22 protein-coding genes and 1 pseudogene are annotated in these 22,543 nt (G+C 70.0%); 3 read left to right on the forward strand and 20 right to left on the reverse strand.

Features of this window, described 5'->3' with window-relative positions:
• Nucleotides 1–114 precede the first annotated feature (114 nt).
• Nucleotides 115–522: a nucleoside 2-deoxyribosyltransferase domain-containing protein gene (locus tag OG306_RS29935; protein WP_371665826.1), complete on the forward strand. Its 408-nt coding sequence runs from the start codon at nucleotides 115–117 to the stop codon at nucleotides 520–522.
• Nucleotides 519–944, forward strand: coding sequence for a hypothetical protein (locus OG306_RS29940; RefSeq protein WP_371665827.1), 426 nt, complete (start codon nucleotides 519–521; stop codon nucleotides 942–944). Before OG306_RS29935 ends, OG306_RS29940 begins: the two co-directional genes overlap by 4 nt.
• 207 nt (nucleotides 945–1,151) lie before the next feature.
• On the opposite strand, the gene OG306_RS29945 is transcribed toward OG306_RS29940, so the two are convergent.
• The 20 genes and pseudogenes from OG306_RS29945 to OG306_RS30040 all read right to left on the reverse strand — a co-directional run bounded on the left by OG306_RS29945 (nucleotide 1,152) and on the right by OG306_RS30040 (nucleotide 21,869).
• Nucleotides 1,152–1,667 carry an AAA family ATPase gene (locus tag OG306_RS29945; protein WP_371665828.1) on the reverse strand — a complete coding sequence of 172 codons (516 nt, stop codon included), beginning with the start codon at nucleotides 1,665–1,667 and terminating at the stop codon, nucleotides 1,152–1,154.
• A gap of 34 nt (nucleotides 1,668–1,701) precedes the next feature.
• Nucleotides 1,702–1,959, reverse strand: a pseudogene (locus tag OG306_RS29950) (class I SAM-dependent methyltransferase); the annotation flags it as partial.
• A gap of 50 nt (nucleotides 1,960–2,009) precedes the next feature.
• Nucleotides 2,010–2,972, reverse strand: a complete 963-nt coding sequence (locus OG306_RS29955) for a phytanoyl-CoA dioxygenase family protein (RefSeq protein WP_371665829.1) — start codon at nucleotides 2,970–2,972, stop codon at nucleotides 2,010–2,012.
• Nucleotides 2,969–5,086 (reverse strand): phosphoketolase, encoded by a 2,118-nt coding sequence (locus OG306_RS29960; protein WP_371665830.1) that lies wholly within the window; start codon nucleotides 5,084–5,086, stop codon nucleotides 2,969–2,971. Before OG306_RS29960 ends, OG306_RS29955 begins: the two co-directional genes overlap by 4 nt.
• Nucleotides 5,076–5,729, reverse strand: a complete 654-nt coding sequence (locus tag OG306_RS29965; protein WP_371665831.1) for an L-threonylcarbamoyladenylate synthase — start codon at nucleotides 5,727–5,729, stop codon at nucleotides 5,076–5,078. Before OG306_RS29965 ends, OG306_RS29960 begins: the two co-directional genes overlap by 11 nt.
• 13 nt (nucleotides 5,730–5,742) lie before the next feature.
• Complete coding sequence (locus OG306_RS29970; protein ID WP_371665832.1) at nucleotides 5,743–6,501, reverse strand: phytanoyl-CoA dioxygenase family protein; 759 nt, start codon at nucleotides 6,499–6,501, stop codon at nucleotides 5,743–5,745.
• Nucleotides 6,502–6,588: 87 nt separating this feature from the next.
• The gene (locus OG306_RS29975; protein ID WP_371665833.1) at nucleotides 6,589–7,368 is read right to left on the reverse strand and encodes a class I SAM-dependent methyltransferase; all 780 of its coding nucleotides are present in this window, start codon (nucleotides 7,366–7,368) and stop codon (nucleotides 6,589–6,591) included.
• A complete protein-coding gene (locus OG306_RS29980; RefSeq protein ID WP_371665834.1) occupies nucleotides 7,365–7,997 on the reverse strand; it encodes an HAD family hydrolase in 633 nt (210 codons plus the stop codon). The genes OG306_RS29975 and OG306_RS29980 overlap by 4 nt, the downstream gene beginning before the upstream one ends.
• A 62-nt stretch (nucleotides 7,998–8,059) precedes the next feature.
• The gene (locus tag OG306_RS29985; protein WP_371665835.1) at nucleotides 8,060–8,509 is read right to left on the reverse strand and encodes a hypothetical protein; all 450 of its coding nucleotides are present in this window, start codon (nucleotides 8,507–8,509) and stop codon (nucleotides 8,060–8,062) included.
• Nucleotides 8,509–9,561, reverse strand: coding sequence for an enolase C-terminal domain-like protein (locus tag OG306_RS29990; protein WP_371665836.1), 1,053 nt, complete (start codon nucleotides 9,559–9,561; stop codon nucleotides 8,509–8,511). The genes OG306_RS29985 and OG306_RS29990 overlap by 1 nt, the downstream gene beginning before the upstream one ends.
• Complete coding sequence (locus OG306_RS29995; protein ID WP_371665837.1) at nucleotides 9,548–10,666, reverse strand: hypothetical protein; 1,119 nt, start codon at nucleotides 10,664–10,666, stop codon at nucleotides 9,548–9,550. The genes OG306_RS29990 and OG306_RS29995 overlap by 14 nt, the downstream gene beginning before the upstream one ends.
• Nucleotides 10,667–10,771: 105 nt before the next feature.
• The gene (locus tag OG306_RS30000; protein WP_371665838.1) at nucleotides 10,772–11,947 is read right to left on the reverse strand and encodes a bifunctional class I SAM-dependent methyltransferase/NUDIX hydrolase; all 1,176 of its coding nucleotides are present in this window, start codon (nucleotides 11,945–11,947) and stop codon (nucleotides 10,772–10,774) included.
• Between the two features lie 30 nt (nucleotides 11,948–11,977).
• The gene (locus OG306_RS30005; protein WP_371665839.1) at nucleotides 11,978–12,886 is read right to left on the reverse strand and encodes an NUDIX domain-containing protein; all 909 of its coding nucleotides are present in this window, start codon (nucleotides 12,884–12,886) and stop codon (nucleotides 11,978–11,980) included.
• Nucleotides 12,887–13,012: 126 nt separating this feature from the next.
• Nucleotides 13,013–14,155: a M15 family metallopeptidase gene (locus OG306_RS30010; protein WP_371665840.1), complete on the reverse strand. Its 1,143-nt coding sequence runs from the start codon at nucleotides 14,153–14,155 to the stop codon at nucleotides 13,013–13,015.
• A 122-nt stretch (nucleotides 14,156–14,277) separates the two neighbouring features.
• Entirely contained in the window at nucleotides 14,278–15,759 is a 1,482-nt protein-coding gene (locus OG306_RS30015; RefSeq protein WP_371665841.1) for an NUDIX domain-containing protein, read from the reverse strand.
• Nucleotides 15,760–15,813: 54 nt separating this feature from the next.
• Nucleotides 15,814–16,953: an NUDIX hydrolase gene (locus tag OG306_RS30020; RefSeq protein WP_371665842.1), complete on the reverse strand. Its 1,140-nt coding sequence runs from the start codon at nucleotides 16,951–16,953 to the stop codon at nucleotides 15,814–15,816.
• Between the two features lie 25 nt (nucleotides 16,954–16,978).
• Nucleotides 16,979–18,967 (reverse strand): ABC transporter ATP-binding protein, encoded by a 1,989-nt coding sequence (locus tag OG306_RS30025; protein WP_371665843.1) that lies wholly within the window; start codon nucleotides 18,965–18,967, stop codon nucleotides 16,979–16,981.
• Nucleotides 18,964–19,434, reverse strand: coding sequence for an NUDIX domain-containing protein (locus tag OG306_RS30030; RefSeq protein WP_371665844.1), 471 nt, complete (start codon nucleotides 19,432–19,434; stop codon nucleotides 18,964–18,966). Before OG306_RS30030 ends, OG306_RS30025 begins: the two co-directional genes overlap by 4 nt.
• A complete protein-coding gene (locus tag OG306_RS30035; RefSeq protein ID WP_371665845.1) occupies nucleotides 19,431–20,306 on the reverse strand; it encodes a phosphotransferase enzyme family protein in 876 nt (291 codons plus the stop codon). The genes OG306_RS30030 and OG306_RS30035 overlap by 4 nt, the downstream gene beginning before the upstream one ends.
• A gap of 354 nt (nucleotides 20,307–20,660) precedes the next feature.
• Nucleotides 20,661–21,869, reverse strand: coding sequence for a hypothetical protein (locus tag OG306_RS30040; protein WP_371665846.1), 1,209 nt, complete (start codon nucleotides 21,867–21,869; stop codon nucleotides 20,661–20,663).
• A gap of 139 nt (nucleotides 21,870–22,008) precedes the next feature.
• Here OG306_RS30040 and OG306_RS30045 point away from each other — a divergent pair, with 139 nt between their 5' ends.
• On the forward strand, nucleotides 22,009–22,539 hold the full coding sequence (locus tag OG306_RS30045; protein WP_371665847.1) for an NUDIX domain-containing protein: 531 nt from the start codon (nucleotides 22,009–22,011) through the stop codon (nucleotides 22,537–22,539).
• Nucleotides 22,540–22,543 lie beyond the last annotated feature (4 nt).

Here is a 22,543-nt window from a genome sequence, read left to right on the forward strand (position 1 = left end):
GGAGATCCACGCTAAGCACGTTCGGCCGAACTCGCATGCCCTTACCCTGAATCCATGCCGCCGACATGCGAGTTCCCACCTCTACAAGTCTCGGATTCTCGGAACCTACGCGCTTTGGCCGGCGGCATCTCCGACTGCCCCGACTGGCAGAAGACCGCGACAGCCGCACTCGACGACCTCGACGTCACGGTGTTCAACCCACGCCGCAGCAACTTCCCGCTGCACGACCCGAACGCGGAAGCGGCCCAAGTTGCCTGGGAGTACCGGCATCTGCGCCGCGCCGACCTCGTCATGTTCTGGTTCCCTGACTCGCCCACCAACCACCAGCCGATCGCCCTGTACGAGCTGGGAACGTTTGTCGGCCAGCGCAGGGCGTCATTGGTCGTCGGGACTGACCCCGGCTACGTCCGCCGCACGAATGTGGTGACGCAGCTCTCCCTTGCCTGCCCGGAGCTTCAGGTCCACACCACCTTGGCGGACACGATCGAAGCGAGCCGCACGACCATACGGGCTTCACGATGATCGCGGGCTGGGCCCTTCTCGGGTTCCTCGTCGCCGCAGTCATCGCGGCCGTCGGACGGGGCTTCGTACGCGCGGCTCGGGTATCGATCAGGCAGGACCTGGTGTCGCTGGGCGAGATGCAACAGCTCGCCGGCGCGCTAGCGAAGTTGACCACTGCTGCCTACGCCTTCGCGTCGCCACTCCTCAAGGAGCGGACATCTTGGATCGGCTGGCTGTGGTGGCGCACCCGGATCGGGCCGGACGGGAAGACCGAGCGGGACATGGGCTGGGCCTTGACGTATCGACGGGCAAGGAAAGCTGCTGGGGCAACTCTCGACTGGCGACTGCTCAGCGGAAGCGAGCTTGTTGTCGTCCCCCGGGACGCCCGGCTGCCGGCAACGGCCGAGCAAGAGCCGAACGACACCCCCACACAGACGCGTTGAATCATCGGACGCCGGGCGCCCTCAGCTGGCCCACAGCGTTGCGGAGCCCGGCACTCACCTCCCGGCCGGCCGAGTACCAGAGAAGGGGAAGCGGCCAGCATCAACAGCCCTCGGTGGTCCAGCGTGGTGCCCTGGGTGCACCTGCCCGCTTGCATGAGTGCAGGTAAAGCGCGAGGGTAAGGTCCTGGGCTACCCGAATTGTGGCCGTCATTGGACCATGGAGCGGATGCTCTCTGTGTCACCGTTGTAAGTGATGGCGCCTTCGTCGTCGGCAGGCGGTTCGAACCGAGCGAAAAAGTCATCCAAGGCTTCGGGCGTCACGGTCAAGGCATTTGCGTCCTCGCGCTGGTTGCGTGCGGCGAGGCGACGCAGTAGCTCCTCCTTGAACGCAGGAAGGTAGACCAGCAGCGGACGTCCGCCAGCTGCCCGGACCGTGTTCTTCCATTCGTCGCGATCCGAACGACGCCACAGGCCATGGTCGAGGACGATGGACTGGCCGGCCTGGAGGTGTTCCACGAGCTGCGCGCGCACGGCGTCGACGGCGGGCACTTCCCGCTCGAAGTATTCGTGCTCGGGGTAGTCGATGCCGTAGCGACCGTGGAGGCGGTGGACCTCCTCGTCCACGCTGATGCGGACCAAGCCGCGGGCGGCCAGGGCCTGGGCGAGGTTCGTCTTGCCGGAGCCAGTGATCCCGATGAGCAGGATGGCGGTCGGCTCGTTCACGGTGTTGTGCTCCCTCGTGGTGCTCACGCTTGGGTTATTTTTTGGCGACCACGTACACGCTGCCCCACTGTCGCTTCGGATTGGCCATCGTGGCGTCGAAGTCCCACGGTTCTACAGTCCGGAACCCGGCCTCGGTGAATAGCTGTATCAGCTTCTCTTCGTCGTAAGCCCACAGGTGGGACGTGTAGTTGGGGGCGTCGTCCTGGTCGCGGAAGGCGTAGTTGATCAGATCGAGGAAGGTGTTGATGTCGCCGAGGCAGTCCCGCTTGGAGTACCACCGTTCCACCATCTCGGTGGCCAGCTCGGGGTTGGCGCCGAGGCCGGCGCTTGGTCCTTTGCGGCTCAAGGTCTGGGAACGGGTACTCCGGTGAGGTGTTGGACGTGGTGCTGGAGCGAGGTCGCCAGTTCCGGGTGGCCGCCACGGTGGACGACTTGCAGGAGCTGGCCCACGGCAATGAGTTCGCCGACTCGACCCTCGGCGGTCTCCCACCAGGAGCGGATGGGGGCTGCTCCGCTGCCTTTGGCGAGGGATCCGTCCGGGTGGCGGTCGGGCAGGCCGAGGAGCTGCTGCTCGATGGGGGTGAGGGCGGGGTCCTTCTGGAGATGGGTGGCGGGGTCGTCGACGGGGTGGAGCCAGCGGTATCCGTACTGGAGCATGAGGGCGATGCGGGGGCGGCCGGAGAGGTTGATGCCTCCGGTGTGCCAGGTCCGGTTCTCGAAGAGGACTGCGTCGGTTCCGGTGATGTCGGGGGTGACGGCGCCGGCTGGGTCGATGGCGTCGGCGGGGACGACGGGTTCTTCGGTGAGGCGGTGGCTGCCGGGGAGGAACATGGTCAGCCCGCAGTCGGGGGTGACGGGGGTGAGGTAGTGGGCGGCCTTGATCGCCATCCGGGGGGTGTTCTGGAAGCCGAGGTCGGCGGTGACGCCGTACATGTCGCGGTGCCAGCCGTGGCGTTCGGGGATGCGGATGGTGCGGGGCGGGCCGCTGGGCAGGGCTATGAGGTGGGCGGAGAGCAGGTGGATGTTCGGGCTGAGAAGCCCGACGACGGTGGGCAGGACGGACGGGTTGGCGAGGAGCGGGAGGAAGGTGCGGTCGAGGTTGAGGCATCCGCGGAATCCATCCTTGCCGTCGCCTCCTCGGTCGCGGCCCTGGGTGATGTCGCTGGCCAGAAGCTTCTCGGCGGCGGTCAGGAGCCGGTCGCGCAGGTCCGGGGTGATCGCGTCACGGATGATCGCGTACCCGTCGTGTTCGAAGGCGTCGATGGTGCCGGCGTCGGGGGCGGCGGGCGGGAGCGGGGCGCTCATGCGGGTATCTCCTTCGGGGTGTCGGTGAGGGTGGTGGCGAGCTTCCACAGGTCGGCGTCGTTGAGGCCGCAGAGTCGGCGGAGGTGTTCCTGGGAGACAGGGCGGCCGGCGTCGCGGTAGCCGAGGACGGTGAGCCGGGGTCCGGGGTGGCGGCGGCCGAGGAGGGCATGGATGTCGGCCGGGTGCCCGCTGGTGGCAAGGACGATCGGCGCCCGGGTGCCGAAGTGGCGGGCGAACGCGTCCGGGGCGAGGGCGAGGGGGCGGGTGCCGTCCTCGGCGAGGGCCGTGAGGTCGTGGACGTGGACGTACCGCAGGCGCAGGCCGGGGTGTTCGGCGCGCAGCCGCCGGGCGAGGGTGGTCAGGGCTTCGGCGGGCAGGTCGCTGGCGGAGCCGAGGATCAGGTCGGGTTCGCCGGGGCCGGGGTGGGTCAGATGGGGCCAGATCGCGATGCCGTGCCGCAGTTCCTCGTCGAGGGTCTCCAGTGGGTGCTGGACGGCCGTGTGCTTGCCGGCGACGACGATCGTGCATCGGTCGAGTTTGCGCAGGGCGAAGGTGAGGGCGGCGGCGGTGCGCGCGGGGTCGGCGGGGGTGAGGACGTGGAGCGTGGGGTCGCCGCTGGCCAGAAGTGCGGAGGTGAGGCTGGGGTTTTGGTGGGTGAAGGTGTTGTGCCAGCCCAGGCTGGTCAGGAGGTAGACCAGGCTGGGCAGCGGGGCGAGCCCGGCGTGCCGACGTACCGCCCTGTGCTTGAGCTGCTGCTGGATGAGGCTTAGGGTGATCGGCGCGAACGCCTCGTAGGTGGCGACGAGCGCGTGCCGGCCGGTCTCCGTGTAGCCCTGGGCCCAGGCGTGGCACAGTTCCTCGCTGAGCACTTCCACCGCCCACGGCGCCGGGCGTCCGTGCTCGTCGGTGAGGTCGAGGCGGTTGGAGGCCAGCTCGTCGGGGCTGAACACGCGGAACGGTCCTTGCTCGGCGCGAGCCCGCAGGACCTCGGGGACCACCTGCGCGAACGGGCGCCCGGCGGCGTGGTTGGCGACCTGGGCGGAGACGGCGACGCAGCCGCGCGGCGCGGGGAGGCCGTCGGGCTCAGGCCGGGGCAGCGGGAGCGCGGGCAGCAGGTGCGGCCGGGGCCGGCCGCTGGAGGTGAGGAGCTGGGCGGGTTGGTAGGAGGCCAGCCAGTCGGCGAGCGCGTCGAACTCGGCGGGCACACCGGCCGGGTCGCGCAGCGGCGTTTTGTGGACCGCCGGGGTGCTGGCGAGGCAGGCGGGGGCGCCATGGCCTTTGTCCAGGGTGAGCACTAGGACGCTGGAGGGCCCTGGAATGCCCAGGGGCTGGGCGGCGCCGAGCGCTTCGGCCACCGCCTGGCGGAGTTGGCCGATGTCGAGTCCGTTGCTGTACACGGGCCGGTGGCCAAGGCCGGTGAAGTACGCGGTGAGTTCGGTGCGGCTCAGGGTGGACAGCACGCTCGGCCCGCCCATGCGCATTCCGTTGAGCAGGACAACGGGAAAGACGGTGCCGTGGTCGCCCGTGCCATGCAGGGCGCGGGTGGCGAGCCAGGAGGCGGCGGTCGTCCCGGTCTCGCACTCGCCGTCGCCGATCAGGACCACGGTCAGCCGGTGGGGCGCGTCGAGGACGGTGCCCTGTCCGATCGCGAGGGCGGGGCCGAGCTGGCCTCCGGTGTGCAGGTGGCCGGGGATCATCGGGGTGATCTCCCCGCCGATGTCGGCCCGGGGGAAGTCGGCGACGAGTTTGCGCAGTCCGGTCGCGTCTTGGCGCAGGGCGGGGTGAGCTTGGCCGAGTCGGCCGGTGAGGTAGGCGTGGGCGAGGGCGGAGGGGCCGGCGTGACCGGCGCCGTGCAGGACGTGCAGCTCGTACCCGTCGGGCACGGCCGCCTGGAGCGGGCCCAGGGCGGCGAGCATCCGGTTGACGGGCGGGCACACCCCCCAGTGGCCGGCCGGTCGCTTCTTGACGTCGGCCGGGAGCAGGGGGCGGGCCAGGAGCGGGTTGTCTCGCAGGTAGAGCTGGGCGAGACAGAGGTAGTCGAGCGCGTCGGCGACGGCGGCCACCGAGACGTCGGGCACCAGGCGGTTCGTGCGGCGGGCGAGGTCAGCCCACATGCGGTCCTCCTGCTGGGGCGAGGGCGGCTTCGACGGCGCGGGCGTGGACGGTGCCCTCTCGCTCGAGGCGTGCGGCGGCGCCTGCGGGGCAGTCGACGATGGTCATGTGCCGGCCGTGCGGGCAGATCCCGCCGTCGACGACCGCGGCGATACCGGCCCCCGTGGTCCGGTCGAAGTCGACGACCTGGTCGGCGGTGAGGGCCGGGTGGTCCGTGTCACCGGCGGCGGGGGTGGAGATGCTGCACACGGCGGCGGCCAGCGGCTCGCCGGCCAGGGCGACCAGATGTCCCAGGATCCCGTCGGGGCATCCGACGAGCGCCGGGGAGCCGACAGCCGCGACGGGCTGTACTCCCGGCTTCCACGGAAGGCGCAGCGCGAGGTCCCCCGGCCATAGGCCGCCGGTCAGCAGGCGGGCGTCGTTGCTCAGGTCGAACAGGGCCTCGGACGAGGCCGGGGAGTCGAGCAGGAACAGCAGCGGCTTGGTGCCAGGGCGCTGCTTGGACCGGGAGACCGCGCTCGTTGCCGCAGGGTCGGCGGCGCGGACGCACAGCATGTACCAGCGGGGGGTGGGTACGGCGACCATGTGCCCGGCGGCCAGGAGCCGGGCTGCATTGGGGAGCTGGGCGGGGGTGAGGACGTCCACGGTGCTCTCCTTCTCACGCGGTGCCGGGGCGGTCGAGGGCGGCGAGCGCCGGGTATTCCAGCCACGGGTCCGACAGGGCGCGCAGGGCGAGGTCGGGGTGCTGAGCGTGGCTGACGCGGAAGTACACCATCACCCTGGGCGTGCTGCTGGTGTTGATACCGACCCGGTGCGGGACGAGGTGGTGCATCACGATCACGTCGCCGGGCTCGGCGGTGAGGGCGGTGCCGTCCTGGGCGTCGATGTCGTCGGGGGTCTGGGCCGACTGTCCCAGGGTCCAGTCCGTGGCGAAGTAACGGGCCATCCGGTGGTGACCTCCGGGCACGTAGTGCAGAGCGCCGGCGTCCGCAGTGACGCTGCCGTCCAGGACGACGCCGACGATGAAGGTGAACGTGCGCAGGTCGCGGGGATCCAGGTGGGGGCAGGAGACGCCGTCGACGTGCATTGTCTTTACCGGTTGCTGTGCGCCGTCCGGCAGTCGGATCTGAATCTGCGCCCGGGTGACCGGGGCGGGTGTCGCGGGGCGCAGCAGATCTACGGCCAGCTCGGCGAGGCCGCTTCGCTGGTAGAGGGCGAGGAGGTCGGGGTGTTCTTCCAGATCAGGGGCGAAGCTGCGTTCGGTGTAGGCGGTGAGTCGTGCGGGGTCGTACGCCTCGGTCAGCCAGCCGCCGACGAGGTCACGGGCTCGGGACAGCACGGCGCCGTCAACCAGGCCGCGGCGTATGAGGACGGCGTCGTCGACGAACCGGCGCCGCTCGTCATCGGTCCATGTCATGGATCGGGGCACGGTGATTCTCCTTCCGGAAGGACGGGGCAGGGCCGGGGCGGGAAGGGGTCCGCCCCGGTGGTGACGGAGATGGGATCAGCCGCGTCGGCCGAGGACGATCTGGAAGGAGGCGTGCTCGACCAGGCCGCCGGCGGCGGTGTGCTCGTCGAGCAGGGCGCGGGCGCGGTGCTCGAAGTCGTCGACCCGCTCGCCGAACAGCGGCCTGGCGGCGAAGGACGTCGAGTACAGGTAGCCGATCACCGTCTCGGTGGTCCACTCCCGCTCGACGGCGATGGTGTGCTCCTCCACCTGGCCGAACGCGGACTCGGCGATGATCTCGCGGTAGGGCCGGTTGTGCGCCGCGTACTTCTTGCCCACCCCGGCCCGCCGCTCCTCTCCCAGGTACTTCTGGATCAGGGCCCGCAGGGCATTGGTCCACTCGGTGTGCGCGGTCCACAGGCTGCCGTCGCCCATGACCGCGACGGTCGCGTCCGGCGCGGTCATGTTCTCCAGACGCGTCAGCACCACGTCCTGCTGCATCCAGTGGAAGGCGCGGCAGACCGTGACGAGATCGGCTCGGTAGGAGGCGGGCGGGGTGAATTCCTCGGCCGATGAGTTGTGCATGCGGGCGGTGACCGGCAGCGCGGCCAGCGCCTTGTCGGCCTCGGCGAGCATGCCGGCGTCCTGCTCGACGACGTCGATCTCCGTCATCCTCTCGGCCAGGGCCAGGGGGACCTGCCCGGTGCCGGACCCGAGGTCGAGCAGGGCCCGGTGCTCCTTGCCGGCCACCCGCTGTGCGAGCAGCTCGACGGCTTCCTGCGGGATGCCGGGCCGGTAGGCGGCGTAGAACGGGGCGGTGGTGTCGAACTGGCTCACGGGATGGTGCTCCTGATCGTGTGGGTTGACGGAAGGGCGGTCTGCTCGATGTGCTCGACCGCACGGTTGAGGTCCGGGACGACCGTGACCCGGCCGGGGTGCTCGGCCAGCAGCCGGAGTGCCTCGGCCGACGGAGCGCGAGGCGTGATCCACAGGGCGTGGGCTCCAGCGGCGAGGGCGCCGCGTACGTCGTAGTCGAGGCTGTCGCCGACGTGCAGCATCTCCGCGGGCTCTCGGCCGTGCAGCCGGGCGACAGTCTCCACGGCCCGAGCGTCGGGTTTGGCGAACCCCAGCTGCCACGAGGGGTGATGAGCCCGAAGGTAGGGGGCGAGGAGGGCGGCGACGTCGGTCTCCTGCTCGTCCCAGTGGCTCACGTTCGACAGGGTGACCACCGGCACGACCCTCGCGATCCGGGCCACCGCCTCCACTGCGCCGGACCACAGCGCGAAGCCGGGGGGACGGTGGTCGTGGGGGAATGCGGACGGCGCGATCCCCAGCGCGGCACACACCGCCTGCGGAGTTGTCGCATCATGGCGCGGGTCCAGGGTGTGCAGGAGCTGCTGAGCGATCTGCTTCGCCTGTCGGGCCGGGAGCGGGGACAGCTCCACCAGCTGCTGTGTCAGCGTCATCCCGGATGGCTCTCCCAGCGTGTATCCGACATCGAGGCTCACCATCCGCACCGCAGCCGCGTTCACGACGGACCTGCCAGAGCCGCGATGATCATGCTGATCCGTTCGGTGCGCACGGGACCGGGGCCGGCTTCGCTGAGGAAGGTCAGCAGGTGTCGGGCTTCGGCCGGCGACCAGCCGCTGGTGTCGACACCAGCCTCGGTGGCGGCTTGGGCGAGGTCGTCGGGGATCGTCGGCGGGCGGGCGCCGTGCGGAATCAGCAGGGTGCCGCTCCACTCCTCGCCGGCCTGCACCTGGGGCAGGACGGATACGAGGGGCGCGAGGACGGTGACGTCGTCGAACGTGAGGATCCGGACCGGGAGTTCGGGCAGGTGTACTGGCCGATCGAGGCGAAGGGTCGTGGACAAGAAGGTGTCGTGCCCGGTCAGCGGCTCGCCCACGACGAACAGCACGGTCCCTTCGCGGCGCTGCAGGCGGCCGTGGACCGCTAATTCGCCCGTGTGCCTGGGCATTACCGACGCACCCCCATCCCGAGACCGGGCCGATCGGGAAGCGCGACATGCCCGCCGTCCGGCCGGAGCGTGCCGCGCAGCGCCCGTTGCCTGCGGGGCTCCCACACCACCTGGTACTCCACCGCGCTCGCCACGTCCGGGAAGGCGGCGGCCAGATGGACGGCAGGCAGGAACGCCCGGCCGTGCAGGTGGACCGGGACGTTCGCTTCCTGGGCGGCGTTCAGCCAGGTGCGCGCTTCGGTGATCCCTCCGCACCACACCGCGTCGAACGTGAACGCCTCCGGCCGGCAGTGCTCCAACAGGGCCCTGACGTCCTCCGCATGGGACAGCCGCTCGCCGAACGCGACCCGGAGACCTCGCGTGTGCCGGCGCAGCTGTCGGTACGCGGTCTGGTCGGTTCGCGGGAGCGGGTCTTCCACCCAGCGCACCGTCTGCGGAGTGAGGAGCGGCGCGACCTCCATGGTCCGCAGGTGGCCCCAGGTGCCCAGGGCGTCCACCGCCACTCTGTGCCCCGCCCACGTCGCCGCACGTTCGGCCAGCAGCACCATCTCGGCAGTCTCGGCACCGCCGCGTAAGGCCCACTTGGTGAAGGCGAACCCCTCGCCGGCAGTCGCCTTGACGGACTCGGCGGCCGAGTTGGCGGCCAGGTCCAAGGAGAGCCACGAGGCGTAGACCGGCACCCGTGGTGTGGGCCTGTCGCTTAACAGGGCCGCGACCGGGACGTCGGCGAGGCGGCCGTGCAGATCCCACACCGCGCAGTCCAGCGCCCCGACCGCCCACCGGCCGAGTCCTGCCGCGTGCGGGCCGAGTTCGGCCAGCAGTCTGCGCAGCAGTCCCGTGTGGTCGGTCACCGGGTGCCCCAGCGCGCTCTGGCCGAGCCGGGTGGCGACGAGCGCGGCGGGCAACTCGTCGACCGGGGCGAACACCCCGTTCACTCCGCCGGCCTCGACCACGACCGCGAACCGGCTGTCGCCCGCCTCCCACGGACCGGCAACGCCCTCGTCCAGGCGCTCGACCCGCACCCGGTCGATGACCGCGTCAGCGGGGTCCATCGACGAGGTCCTCTCCCGCGAAGGTGAAGTACCACAGCGGCCGGTAGCACTCCCAGCCCACCGGCCGCAGCCCGGTCGGCGCCATGGCCCGCTCGATCACCGTGCGCGCCTGCAGGTAGTACTCCAGGCTCTCCGCGCCCGGCGTCCGCATCCCTTGCATGATCAGGTTGTGTGCCTGGAAGACCTGGATGTTCGGGAACGCGGTGACCTCGTCCACCAGCTCGTTCACACCGCGCGCGAGGTCGCCCATCGGGTCTAGGCCCACGATGTACGTGTACGAGGTGTCCAGCCCTGCATTACGCGCCCGTGCCAGCAGGTCCGGCATCTGCTCCGGCCGAAGGTCGGCCTTGGTGGCCTTCATGAGGGCCTCGCGCCGGGTGAAGTGCTCGGCCGTCAGCCTGAGCACGAACGGCGACACCTGCGACGCAACGGTCTCGAACGCCTCGTCGGTGCGCAGCACGGAGGTGAGGAAGCCGATCCGGGCCGTGACGCCGGCACGCTCCAGGGCGGGGCGCAGGGCGGTCAGGTGCGCGACGGCAGCGCCCTCGCGCTCGAAACAGCCGGTGGAGACGGTGACTTCCTCCAACTCGGCCAGGTTGCGGCGGGGGTGCTGCTCGCCGAGGGCCCGCAGCAGAGCATCGAGCCCCTGGTCCTCCTGCATCCTCGGATCGGCGGCGGCCTCCAGGGTGTTCGGGCACCAGCCGCACCCGACGCACCGGCTGCGGGCATTGGGGTTGAGGGTCGCGGCCCGGCCATCGTTGCGGAAGTACCCTCCGACGGACTCGTCGGCGTCGATGCGCTCGACGTGCGCGACCACCGAGCCGTTCAGCGACAGCTCGTCGCCACGGAGCCGGAACGGGCTGGCCGGCTGGTTCAGCGGGACGATGATCTGCCAGGCAGTGTCGGGACGGCGAACGAGGCGGAGGTTGACCCGGGCCCGGTGACGGTCGTGGTCGGAAGTGATCCCGTACAGATTGACGGCGATCAGCAGCACGTCCTCGACAGGGACTCCGTGGCGTAGGGCGACCTGCTCCAGATCATGCAGTCGCTCGGTGCCGACAGCGCCGTCTGAGGTTATGGACCGGCGCATGGAGAGATGCGGCATGAAGAACTCCAGCTTGGTGAGGAGCGGTGTGTGTTACTACCGGGGGTGCGGCACCTACGTCGTGTCGCGGGAGGGCATCGGTGGCGGCTGTCGTGCCAGCGCGGTCTACGTGGCTGGGGCGAAGGCAGTGAAGTGCGCCGGCGGGTGGTCGACGGGCAGGTCGGGCCGCCAGGATGTGAGGATCTGGGCGCTGCATACGAACAGGCCGTCGGGGAGCTGATCGAGCGGGTACCACGCCCAGTCGCCGACGCTCTCGTCTGGCTGCGTGGTCGGCTCCCCTTGCCAGGCATGGACGAGCGCGCCGACGGTGACCCGCAGGACACCTTCGACGTGATCAACGAGCGTGCCCAGCAGTTCCACGTCGTCGGTCCGAGCGACCAGACCGGTCTCCTCGGCGAGTTCTCGGACGACCGCGTCCTCGAAGGATTCCCCGACGGCCTCCACGCTGCCACCGGGCAGTTCGAGGGTGCCGCGGCGGTGTCGGCCCAGCAGGATGCCCTGCTCGCTGAGCAGGATCGCGCCGACGCCGACTGCCGCGTGGGCGGCCGGGGCTCGGGTGCTGCGTGGCCGGCTGGAGACGCGCGCCGACCGGTCGGGAAGGCGCCGGGCGCGGATGAGCTGCTGGATGACCGTGGCGTTCTCGTCGGGGTGCGGGAACAGATCGATGGCTTCGACGCGGAATCCGTACTCGGTGAGCAGGTCCTCCCACAGCTGCGGTGCCAGAACCCACATCTGCGTCGGCAGCGGCGAGTCGTCGCGCAGCAGGATCATCTGCTCGCGCGGCGCCACTGCCGTGGACGGACCGCGGCCGTGCAGGTCGGTGTGCAGGAGCGAGAGGATCAGCGGGGCGCCGGGACGCAGGCCATCGCGCAATGCAGGCAGAGAGCGGTGCGGGTCGATGAAGGCGAGCGTCCCGATCGCGTACGCGGCGTCGAACGGCTCGGCTCCGGCCAGGTACTCGGTCACGTCTACCTGGACGAACTCCACGCCGTCCACGTCCGCGTGGGTGCTGATGGCGCGTTCGTGCTGGGTCGGGGACAGGTCGATGCCGGTGACGCGCGCTCCGCGTGTCTGGGCGAGGTGGACGGCGTGGTGGCCAGCCCCGGAGCCGATGTCCAGGACGCGGCGGCCGGTGACGTCGCCGAGGACTTCTGCTCCCGGTCCGATCCCTTCCCAGGGCGTCCAGCCGAGCCGCTCGGGGACGGGCGGGGTGTAGGCGCGAGCGAGTTGGCGCTGGCCGTAGATCTGCCAGGCCCGGGTGTTGGTGTCCTCGGCGGGCACGGTTGCCTCCTGGTGGGCGCGTGTTCAGGGTCAGGTGTGGGTGATCAGGTAGGCGGGGCCCTCGCCGCGTCGGGCTCGCTCGATGGCGTCGAGGCGGGCGAAGGCTCCCGGTGCCATGAGCTCCTGCCAGGTTGCGAGGTCGTGGACGGCCCACATGTCGTGTTCCGCGGGGTCGAGGCGGATCCGGCCGAGCTGGTCGGCGGTCAGCTGGCCTCCGTCGAAGATGAGCCCCACCTTGTTCAGCGGCTGGCGCGGTCCGGCGTGGAGGAAGTGCGTCAGGAGCAGAGTCGGCGGGTTGAGGCCGAGGTCGAGGCCGGTCTCCTCGACCGCCTCCCTCTGGGCGGTCTGCAGCGGGTCCTCGCCCGGGGCGTCCAAGTTGCCGCCCGGAAACTGCCAGAGTCTCGAACCGTAGACCGAGCGGAGCTGGACCGGCCGGTCGTGCTCGTCGCGGATGTACAGGCAGCCGTACACCGTGTGGTGGGGGACGGTCTGCGCGTACTGCATGGGCGTCATGGGCATGGGGCGTCCGGGTCGGGCTGGGCGGTGGTCGAACGCGAGGGCGAGAACGCCGAGCACCTCCTTGGCCGGCGGGTAGATGCTGCGGATGTCGGCGAGCAGCTCGCCGGGCGGTGCGTCTGGATCGATGCGCGCGGTGTCCTCCGAACTGAGCAGGTCCTCGAAGGAGGGGTACGGGGTGATCCGCTGCACGATGACGTCGAGTTCCCGCCCGGTCTCCCGGTCGTGGAAGACAATCGTGTCGCCGGCGGCGACGACGCGCTTCTGCGGGGTGGCCATTCTCATTTCGATCGTCATCGTCTTGCGCCCTGCTTCCACTTGGCGGTAGTACCGCCCGAGCAGGTGCATGTGGTGTTCGTGCGGTTTGTCTCCGGCCGCCGGGCTCGGGACGGCTGGGATCGCCTGCTGGGTGTCGTCAGGCATACGTGCCTCCGTTCGATGCGTTCCGACCGTTGCGGCCCGGGAGCGCAACCGGGTCAGGGTGCGGTGACCGTGCTCCTGTGTTGCCAGATCGGTGTGGCCGCGAGGAAGTGGCCGAAGATGCCGGCGTTAGGACAGTTCGATCGGTCCGTAGCGGGCGTGCGGCTCCTGCCGCATCAGTGCGTCGTATCGGTCCGCCGCCGAGAAGTGCCAGAACTCCGTTCCATAGTTGGTGAAACCCGCGTTCTCCATGGCGCTGAGCAGCAGCGTTCGGTGGTGGCGCGCGTGATCGCTGAGGTTCAGGGCGTGCGTGAAGCAGGCCCCGTCGCTCTCCTCGGGGGAGGCATTGACGCGGGTGCCGAGGTCGAGTTCGTGGCCGTCCTGGTCGACGAGGGTGACGTCCACGGCCGCGCCCGCGGAGTGCGGCGCGATCTCCGGTGGTGACACATACCGGCTGGCAGCCTGGTACAGCTGCTCGGCCGTCCACCCGGGGTGAGCGGCGGCCAGCCCGTCCCGGTACTCGGTGAAGTAGCGCTGCTGCAGGGCCAACGGCCGGTAGCCCTCGACGAACAACAGATCGGTGCCGGCGGGCAGAAGCGAACGGGCGTGTTCCATCTGGGCCAGGACACCCTCGCGGACGTGGGCGAACGCGCCCAGCGGATCTTGCTTGCGGGGATCGACGCGGAAGCTGTGGTCACGCACGTCCACGAGCGGCTCCCCGCACTCGCGCACCGGGATCGCGGCGACCCGCGGATCGGACATCAACACCAGAGGGTTCATCGAGTCTCCCTGTGACGGCTTGCCCTGCGGTGGCGGGATGGGGGAGGCAGAGGCCAGATCGATTTCGTCCAGGATTCGCGCGATGGTGTCCTGCAGCGTGCTGTCGGCCGGGATCCCGGTCTCCAGGCCACCAGGCAGCAGATCCAGCTCGCGGAACCACGAGGTGAGGTGGCTGTCGGTGACTTGCTCCAGGTACACGGCATCCGCCTTCGACGCGTGCCGGACAAGCGTCGTTTCCAGAGGTACGTCCAGGTAGTAGCAGCTGGAGACGCCGCGATGGTCCCGTACCAAAGACGTGATCATGTGGCCATAGCGCTCGGAGTGCAGGATCCCTTCGAGCACCACGTGGAACCCGGCGTTCAGCGCTTCGCGTGCGATCCTGCCCAGCAGGGCGATGTTTGCGCCGCGCGCGGTGTCGTGTTCCCTGAGCACGTTGCGGCGGATCACGTCCTGGCCCACGATCGCGATTCCGCGGCCGTGGTGATCTCGCACGCCCTGGGCCACGCTTGACTTGCCTGACGCTGAGTTGCCGCGAATCACCACGAGGCGGGTGTCCTCGCGGCCAGCCGCAGTCGCGGTGGACAGACGACGGTGTGCGCCGCTCGGTACGCTGGTCATACGGGCCAGCCCGTCTCGCTGTACAGCTCCCCGTTCTGAATCTTCTCGATGGCCGCCCGGGTGTAGGGGACGAGGTCGTCGGGGAGCGCGGACGGATCCCAGAATTTCCACTGGGTGCACTTGTCCGGCTCGCGCAGTTCCGGCTCGCCGCTCCAGACGCGGGCGCGGAAGAACAGGCCCATGCGAGGCCGGTCCCCGGCATGGTCTATGTGGTGGACGACGTGGACGAGTTCGACGTCCTGGCGCTCGATGTGAAGGCTGGCCTCCTCCCGCGCCTCCCTGATCAGGCAGGTGATGGCGTTCTCCTGCTCGCAGTGGCCGGCCAAGGCGTGCCAGGTGGAGGGCGCGAACGCGGAGTCGGGGTGGCGCAGCCCGAGCAGCACCGTCCCGTCGGGCCGCTCCAGATAGAGGTGGACCCCGATGACGTTGAGGACCGTGCCGTGCGGAGAAGCTCGGCGCTCCTCCTGCGGTGCGAGCCGGCTCCGGGGCGCGGTGTTGGCCGGGAGACTGGCGGCGTGGCGCCGTACGAGGTCGCTGGTGGTGTCTGCGATATGTAGTCGGTGGAGGTCGTCGGGGGTGAACCAGGCCAGCATCACCCCTTCCGTCAGGTGGAGTTCGCGGGGATCGCCGTTCCAGCGGCCGGCATGGATGGCGATGGGCACGGTCGCGCCGTCATCGTTGGAGGCGTACTCGGTGGCGAACGGAGTCAGGCCGTCGATGTCCAGGCCGGCTTCCTCGGCCAGTTCGCGCCGCACGGTGTCCTCCAGCGTGGCGTCCTGGGGCTCTCGGCCGCCGCCCAGCAGGGACCACATGCCCGGCTCCCAGATCAGGCCGGGGAAGTAGTCGCGTAGGTGGAGCAGGTACTCGCCGCGATCGTTGTAGATCAGGGCCGAGGCATTGGCCGCCTCCGGTTCAACCTGGAGCGGGAGCTTGAGCAGCTTCTCGCGCAGGGTCGGGGAGGACACCCGGTCCGCGGAACGCCACTCGATGCCGCCCACCTCTTCCTCCTGCAGCACCACCGGCACTTCGTCCGCGGTGTGCAGACGGAAGAGGAACCGCAGGTCGAAGTGGACGTGTCCGGGTTCGCCTTTGCTCGGGCGGGCGTCCATGTCGTGGATGTCGATGTCCAGCGGCACAGTTTCGTAGCCGGGCCACGGCGTGACGGTCTGGGGTGGGATCCCGGTCTCCTCGTGCAGCTCCCGCAGCGCCGCTGCTGGCAGGGACTCGTCGGAGGGCTCCGCGTGTCCGCCCGGGGGGAGGACCTTCCCGCTCGCCAGGTGCAGTACGTGCAGGACGTGGCCGAGCGGGTCGACGACGATCGCGGCGCAGGTGACGTGGCCGGTGAAGGTGGAACGGCTGGCGATGTCGGTGGGGTCGTCGAGGGCGCCGAGGAGGGCGCCGAGCTGATCGCGCTCGTAAGGGTGGCGAGCGAGGTAGGTATCGACGGTGGTGCGGATGTGGTCGTGCGACAACGGCATGGGCTACCTCAGAGGTACGTGGCGCGGGACGAGTCGAGGCGGGTGGTCGTTTGGTCAGCTCAGCCGCATCCCCTCCGAGGGGATCTCCTCGATGGCAGCGGCGCGAGCAGCGGGCAGGCCCCACCGCTCGCGTGCCGTCTCCACCGCGAGCTGTGCTTGTCGCGCTCCGGGCGGGCCCCAGCCGAGCAGGGCGGCTGCCTGGGAGGGGGTGGCGAGCAGCCGGGCGAAGGGGCGGCCGGTGGCGGGGTCGACGGCCGCCGGCCCGATGGCGGTTACCCGGGCGGCGAGGCGGAGGCGGGCGTTGGGCCCCACCCCGCCGTAGACCTCGCCGGTCTCGTCCAGCACCCACCCCAGTCGCACCGGTTCGGTCAGTGTGAGTTGGGCTTCCTCGGCGGCTTCCCGATGGAGGGTGTCCTCGGGGGTGGCGTCGGCCTTCTCGACGGTGCCGCCGGGCAGCATGGGCAGTGAGCCCCGCGGACCGGGGTCGGCAACGAGCACTACCCTGCCGTCAGGGACGAAGCACCACGCCCAGGCTTGCTGCACGGGGAGCTGACCGGGCACGGGGGTCCGGTTCAGAGGGCTGTCCCACATGGGGCGGTAGCGGACGTGGACGTCATGGCTGTCGAGCGCTGGTACGTCGAGGATGTGCTGCCCGTCGGCGAGGTGGGCGGTGGCGGTGTTTCCGAGCCGGGACCGGTAGGCGGCGAGCATGATCTGGCCGTCTACGGGGAGTAGACGTTGCACCGCATCCCTGGTCTCCAAGAAGGCGAACTCGGAAAGTTCCTTGGGGGGCAGACGAATCGCCTGGACCTCGTCGGGAGTGAGGGTGCCGCCGTCGAAGATGTAGCGGATCTCTCCGGGACAGGGCATGCCGGGCTTGATGTCGGGGTGGTGCGGTGAAAGGGAGTGGATGGCGAGAACGTCCTGCAGGGCCAGGTCCCGGAGGCCCAGTTCCTCGGCGATCTCGCGCCGGCAGGCGTTCAAGGGGTGCTCGCCGGGTTCGGCGGCGCCACCGGGCAGCAGCCACCGGTCGTCCTCGCGGTAGGTGGGTTTCACCAGCAGGACTCGGCCGACCTGGTCGGTGACGATCGCGGCGGCGCTGAGCCACACCGCGTGGCGGGACGCGGCGTACTGCGCGTCCGAGAGGGCAGCCTTCGGCGGGACGTGATCAGAAGGGGAGACGGGAGATGTCACGGGCTCTGCCTTTCGGTGGGGCGGGTCATGCCTGGTCTGTGACGCTGGGTGAAGCAGGCATAGGGATGTGCGGGGTCGGGGCGTACTGGGCGGCCTGTGTGTCGAACATGGCTGCATATCGGCCACGTGCGGCGATGAGGTCGTCGTGTGTGCCGTGTTCGGCGAGGCGCCCTTGGTTGAGGACGTAGATGTGGTCGGCGTGGCGGACGCCGGACATCCGGTGGGTGACCAGGACGACGGCCCGGTGCGGGGCGGCGAGGCGGCGGATGCGGTCGAAGGCAGCGATCTCGGCTTCGGGGTCCAGGGCGGAGGTTGGCTCGTCAACGATGAGGACGCTGTCCGCCTGCGATGTTGAGCTGCGCCAGTGGGTGCGGGCCAGGCCGACCTTCTGCCATTCGCCGCCGGAGAGTTCGATGGCTCCGCGGAACATGCGGCCGAGCATGCTTTCCAGGCCGTTGGGGAGTTTGGCGGTGACGGATCCGGCGCCGGCGTAGTCGACCGACGTCTGCAGGTCATGCATGGAGGCGACGTGCCCGGGGCGGCCGATGCGGATGTTCATCGCGGCGGTCACGGGCCACCGTTGGAAGTCCTGAGTGAGAAGCGAGACGCGGTCGAAGACCTGGGAGCGTTCCAGCCCGGAGACGTCGAAGTCGCCCCACCTCACCGATCCGGCGTGAGGGAGGAGCAGACCGGAGAGGATCTTCATCAAGGTGCTCTTGCCGGAGCCGTTTTCGCCCACCACGGCGATGACCGACCCCATGGGGAAGGTGAGCGTCACGTCGTCCAGGGCCGGTGCGTCGCGGTCGGGATACTGGTAGGTGACGTGCTCCAGGGAGACCTGCTTGACTTGGGCGGGGACGGGACTGCCGGTCTGCGGGATGGCGCGTTGAGCGGCCTCGATCAGGAACTGTCCGTGATCGCGGACGTAGAGGGACTCCTCGTGCAGCTGGTTGATATTCATCACCAGTGCGCCCAGGCTCGCCGAGCCGGTCCGTACCGCGAACACGGCGGTGCCGGCGACGGCAAGGCTCATGTGTCCGGCCATGATCAGCCAGATCATGGTGCTGTAGGTGGCGGCCATCGCCAGCCCGGACAGCGCTGAGGCCACCCATTCGGTGACGGCTTTGCTGGAGGCCAGCCGCTCCTGCTCCGATTCCGCGCTCGCGGCCATGCGCCGGTACCGCTCCAGGAGGAAGGGGCCGACGGCGTGGATTCGCACTTCTTGCGCGGCGGTGCGCTCGGTGAGGAGGTTGCCGATGAGGCGGCTGGCCCGCAGGTGCTCGATCCAGCTCATCACGGAGACGTAGCGTTCCTGTGCCACTCGCATGGCGCCCCACCCGCGGGGGGCTGCGATAACTAGCAGCATCGGCAGCAGGGTGGGGTTCAGGACGGTGAGGACGCCCGCTGTGGCGATCAGTGAGATGGTGCTGTTCAGCGCGGAGACGCAGGCGCCGATCATGCGGCGGGCAGAGGCGGGCCCGTACTGGGCGATGTCGATCAGGCGGCGGAAGTCCGGATCGTCGATGGCTTCGAGTTCGACCGAGGTTGCGGCGGCCAGGTACTGCGTCGTGGCGATCCGCTCCACAACCGGTTCGAGGCGTCCCGCTCGGGATGTCGACCAGCCGGCCAGAGCGGAGTTCACGACGGCGACGCCGGCGGCGGCAAGCAGCCCCGGCAGGAGGGCGTGCAGCCGGTCGACCGTGTCACCGGCCCCCAGCAGCGCGTGCATGACCGCGTTGATGGCGAGCAGGCCGACCGCGGCGGCGATGCCCTGGCCGAGTTCGCTGACCGCCACGGCCACGAGCGCCCGGCGATCCGCACTCCAGGCCATCCGCAGGGTGGCGCTGACGAGTCCGGGCATCTGGCGCAGCGCCGAGCGCATGGTCAAGTCCAAGCGAGCATGCTCGTGTTGGGACCAGCCCATGTCGTAGCGCAGGGGCCCGCCGAAGAGTTCTCGCTCTGCGTCGGAGACCTGTGGCTCCGCCACGCGGACCTTGCCGAAGAATCGCTTCACTCGCTGTCTCCCTGTGTCGGCCAGTTCAGAGCCCGGTAGGAGGGGCCGTGGGTGAGCATGTGGAAGATGGCGGTGGTGTACGGGTGGCAGTCCGGCGGGGGCTTCTCCAACGACACCCAGAACAAGCCCTCGTGCTTGTGCGGCTCGGCGTTGTGCGGTTCGCCCGCCCACGACTGGGCGACGAAGACCGCGGTGATCCGGTCCGGGCCGTCGCCGGGGTCGTGGTGGTGAATGAGGCCGCAGAACTCCTGTTGCTCGGCGCTGACGCGGACCCCCGTTTCTTCTTCTGCTTCGCGCCGCGCGGCGTGGTCGAGGGTTTCGCCCGCTTGCAGGTGGCCACCCACGACGCTGAGTTGACCCGGTGCGAGGACCGCGTCAGGTCTGCGACGTACGCACAGGGCGGCGCCGTGCGTGCGGAGCAGGATCTGGGCCACGTCGGCGATCAGCAGGTGAGGAGCGTCGCTCACAGAGTGCCCCCCTGTACCAGGCGCTCGACGGTGCGCCGGCCGCGCGCGGTCACGAGCGGGTCGCCGTGCCGAGGGCCGTAGGCGAGAGCGCTGGCGGCGTCAGCTGCTGCGAACGCTGTCAGCGCGTATCTCTCTGCCTCGGACAGAGGCCGGCTGTATCCCTCGAACAGGGCGGTCCGCAGTTCGGGATGATCTGGCCACAGCGAGGTGGCGAGTTTGACGAAGTCGGTGACGCGGGGGCCCGGTTCGCTGCGCTCGAAGTCGATCAATACGCAGCGCCGGCCGTTCCAGAGCAGGTTGCGTTCCCAGAAGTCCCCGTGTCGCCACCCGGCCGGTAGCGGTCCGCACCCGGGCAGCCCTGTCACCAGGCGCCGCAGAACGTCGTCTTCCGTAGCGGACAGGTGTTCGCGGGCCTCGGCGAGGTGCTTGTCCAGGCCGGTCACCGTGTTCTCGATGACTGCGCTGGCTTCCGGCTGGCTGAGGGGGCCGGTCATCGCGTCGTGGAAGCGGCGCAAGAGCTGGCCGGCTTGCCGGTGGGCCGTGCGGCGGCGCGCGGGTGACGCCTCTTCCTTCAGCGGCTCGCCGTCCACGGCGGTCAGGATCAGGGCGAGCAGCTGTGCGGAGCTGTCGCGCAGTACTGGGGCGTTGCCGTAACCGAGGTGAGGAACGGCCTCCCGGTAGGCGCGGGTCTCGCGCGTGTAGAGGATCGGCTTGGGCGCCACCTTCACATAGTGGGCGCCCGCGGGGCCGGTCACCCTCCACACCTGGGAGTTGTCGCGGTCGTGCGAGGAGTCCCGCACATCGTCCAGCGGGCCCAGCACGCTCTCCACCCAGGCGTGGAGGGGCGAGGGAAGGCGAGTGGAGTCCGTCATGCCTGGTACCTCGTATCCGGTCGTGAACCGTCTGCGAGCAGGGCGCCTCGGCCGGAGGTGAGGTGAAGGCTGGCACCCGAGGAGGCGGCGGTGTTTTCGAACGCAGGATGAACGAGCGCAGGGTGGCGTACGGGATGCATAGGGGCTCCTCGGGGTGAGATGCGGACAGGTGATCGGGTAACGGTGGGTGTGCTGTCGCCGTAACGGGTGGAGGCGGGCGAAATCTAGAACCTGATTTCGAATACCGGGCCCTCTCCTTGTGTGGTCGGGTGGGGCGGGTTGTGATGCTGTGTTCGATCACTCATGTGGGTCGGGGTACTTCCTGCGGGGGATTGCCGGAGGCCGCCTGGTCGGTCATGGCGTGGCGAGGTCCGGGCGGAGGGTGATGGCGTCGCGAAGGAAGCTGCGCTTGGAGTAGAAGGTGTGCTCGGCCGCCCAGCCGTGACTTGCGAGGTACTCGCAGAGCCAGCTGTCGATTCGCTGCATCTCGGTGAGGACCTCGTCCGTGTCGTGGTGGAGGATGCTGCGCGAGCGGAGGTACTCCAGCTCGCATTGGGAGAGCACGACGTCGGGGGCTGCCAGGAGGGCGCAGCGGTCGAGGAAGATGCCGTAGACGTGTCCGGTGCGCATTGACTCGCACTGGATGTCGTAGCGGATGCGCTGGAAGGGCGGCATGGCCCGGACCTGGAGGCCCAGGTCTTCGCGCAGGAACGTCTCGAAGCGGTCGGGCGTGATGTCGAGGCCGGGGGTGAGTTCTTCGCGGCGGGCGAAGGTGTCCTCGGTGAACCACTTGCGCTTGAGCACGTGCCCGGCGGTGACGGTGGGGATGAAGGAGGCGTAGCCGATCTCGGGCTCGGGGCCGGTGACGTCGAACAGGTGGTTCTCGGTGTGGTGGATCTGGAACTCTTCCCGGTACTCAGGGCGGCAGCCGTCCAGCTTGCCGTCGCGCAGCGCCTTGAGTAGTTCCATGGACGTGGCCCAGATGTCCGGTGCAGGGTCGAGGGTGTACTTGAACTCCAGCTCGGTGCCGGCGAAATGCTTGTGGAAGTACCGCAGGTGGTTGTTGAGCGCCATGCTCGACTTGGTGTGCGCCGTCAGCACGGGCTCGAGCCAGTGCAGTTCCCCGACCGGGCCGTGGCCGACTGGTTCGGGGGTGGTGCGGACGAAGCAGGCGTCCTCGGGGTGGAAGCGGATCTGCGCGTAGGCGTGGTAGCCGCCGCCGGGGTGTTCGGCCAGGTAGCACAGCGGCACCAGGCCGGGTGCGGCCTCGGTGCCGACCAGGGCGCGCAGGGCGGGGCCGGCGATGGCGTCGGGGAACAGGTCGCCGCCGTCGATACTGGCCGCCCCGAGGTGGATGCCGCCGGCGTGCAGTGCTTCGGCCGGGCAGGTCCCCAAGGCGTCCCAGCGGACGATCACGGTAGTGGCCGGTCGGCACTTCTCCTGTGGTGGCACCCGTACGAGCACGATCGGCTCGTCCGGTCGCCGTGGAGCGGTGCGGTTGAGGAGGTGGATGCCGCCGAGGACGACCCAGGCTCGCCGGTCCGATGGCTGGTCATCGTGCACGCTGGTCTCCTTCGTGTGAAGCGGGCGCCACGGTTGATCGCCCTGCAGCCGAAGGGCCACCGGGCCGGCCGGTCATCGCTGGATGGCTGCCTTCTCGTCGCTGCGACGTCCGGCCGGTTCGTCGGCCTAAGGTGTGCGGGTGAGTCAAGGTGAAGTCGGTCAGGTGATCTTGGACGAGGCTGTTGCGGATGCCCGCCTCGCGGCTTGGGAGTTCGACGGTGCGCGGGCCTGGCTGGAGGAAGCCCGCCGGGATCCGATGGAGCCGCTGGCGGCCGAGGTGTGGGTCACCGACCCTGCTTTCGAGCACGTCCTGCTGGTCAAGCACCGCGTGCGCGGATGGGTGCCGCCCGGCGGCAAGGTGGAGCCGGGGGAGACGCCGCGTGCGGCGGCGGTACGAGAGCTGCTGGAGGAAACCGGCCTGCGCAGCGAACTGCTGCCCGAGCCCGCAGCCGTGGCGGTGCGTTCCTACCGGGCCGACTGGTCTGCGACTCTGGGCCTGTCCTATGCCGCAGTCGCCGGGCGCGACGTACCGCTCGCCGGGGAGCAGAACCAGCCGGCGGCATGGTTCCGTCTGGATGCAGACTGGGACAGCGTCTTCCCCGAGGACCGCGAGCGGATCCGTGCGCACGCTCGCCGCCTTGCGGCCGGCAGGGCGGTCGGCTCCCGCTGAAGTA

Source organism: Streptomyces sp. NBC_01241 (genome assembly GCF_041435435.1).
Taxonomy (GTDB): domain Bacteria; phylum Actinomycetota; class Actinomycetes; order Streptomycetales; family Streptomycetaceae; genus Streptomyces.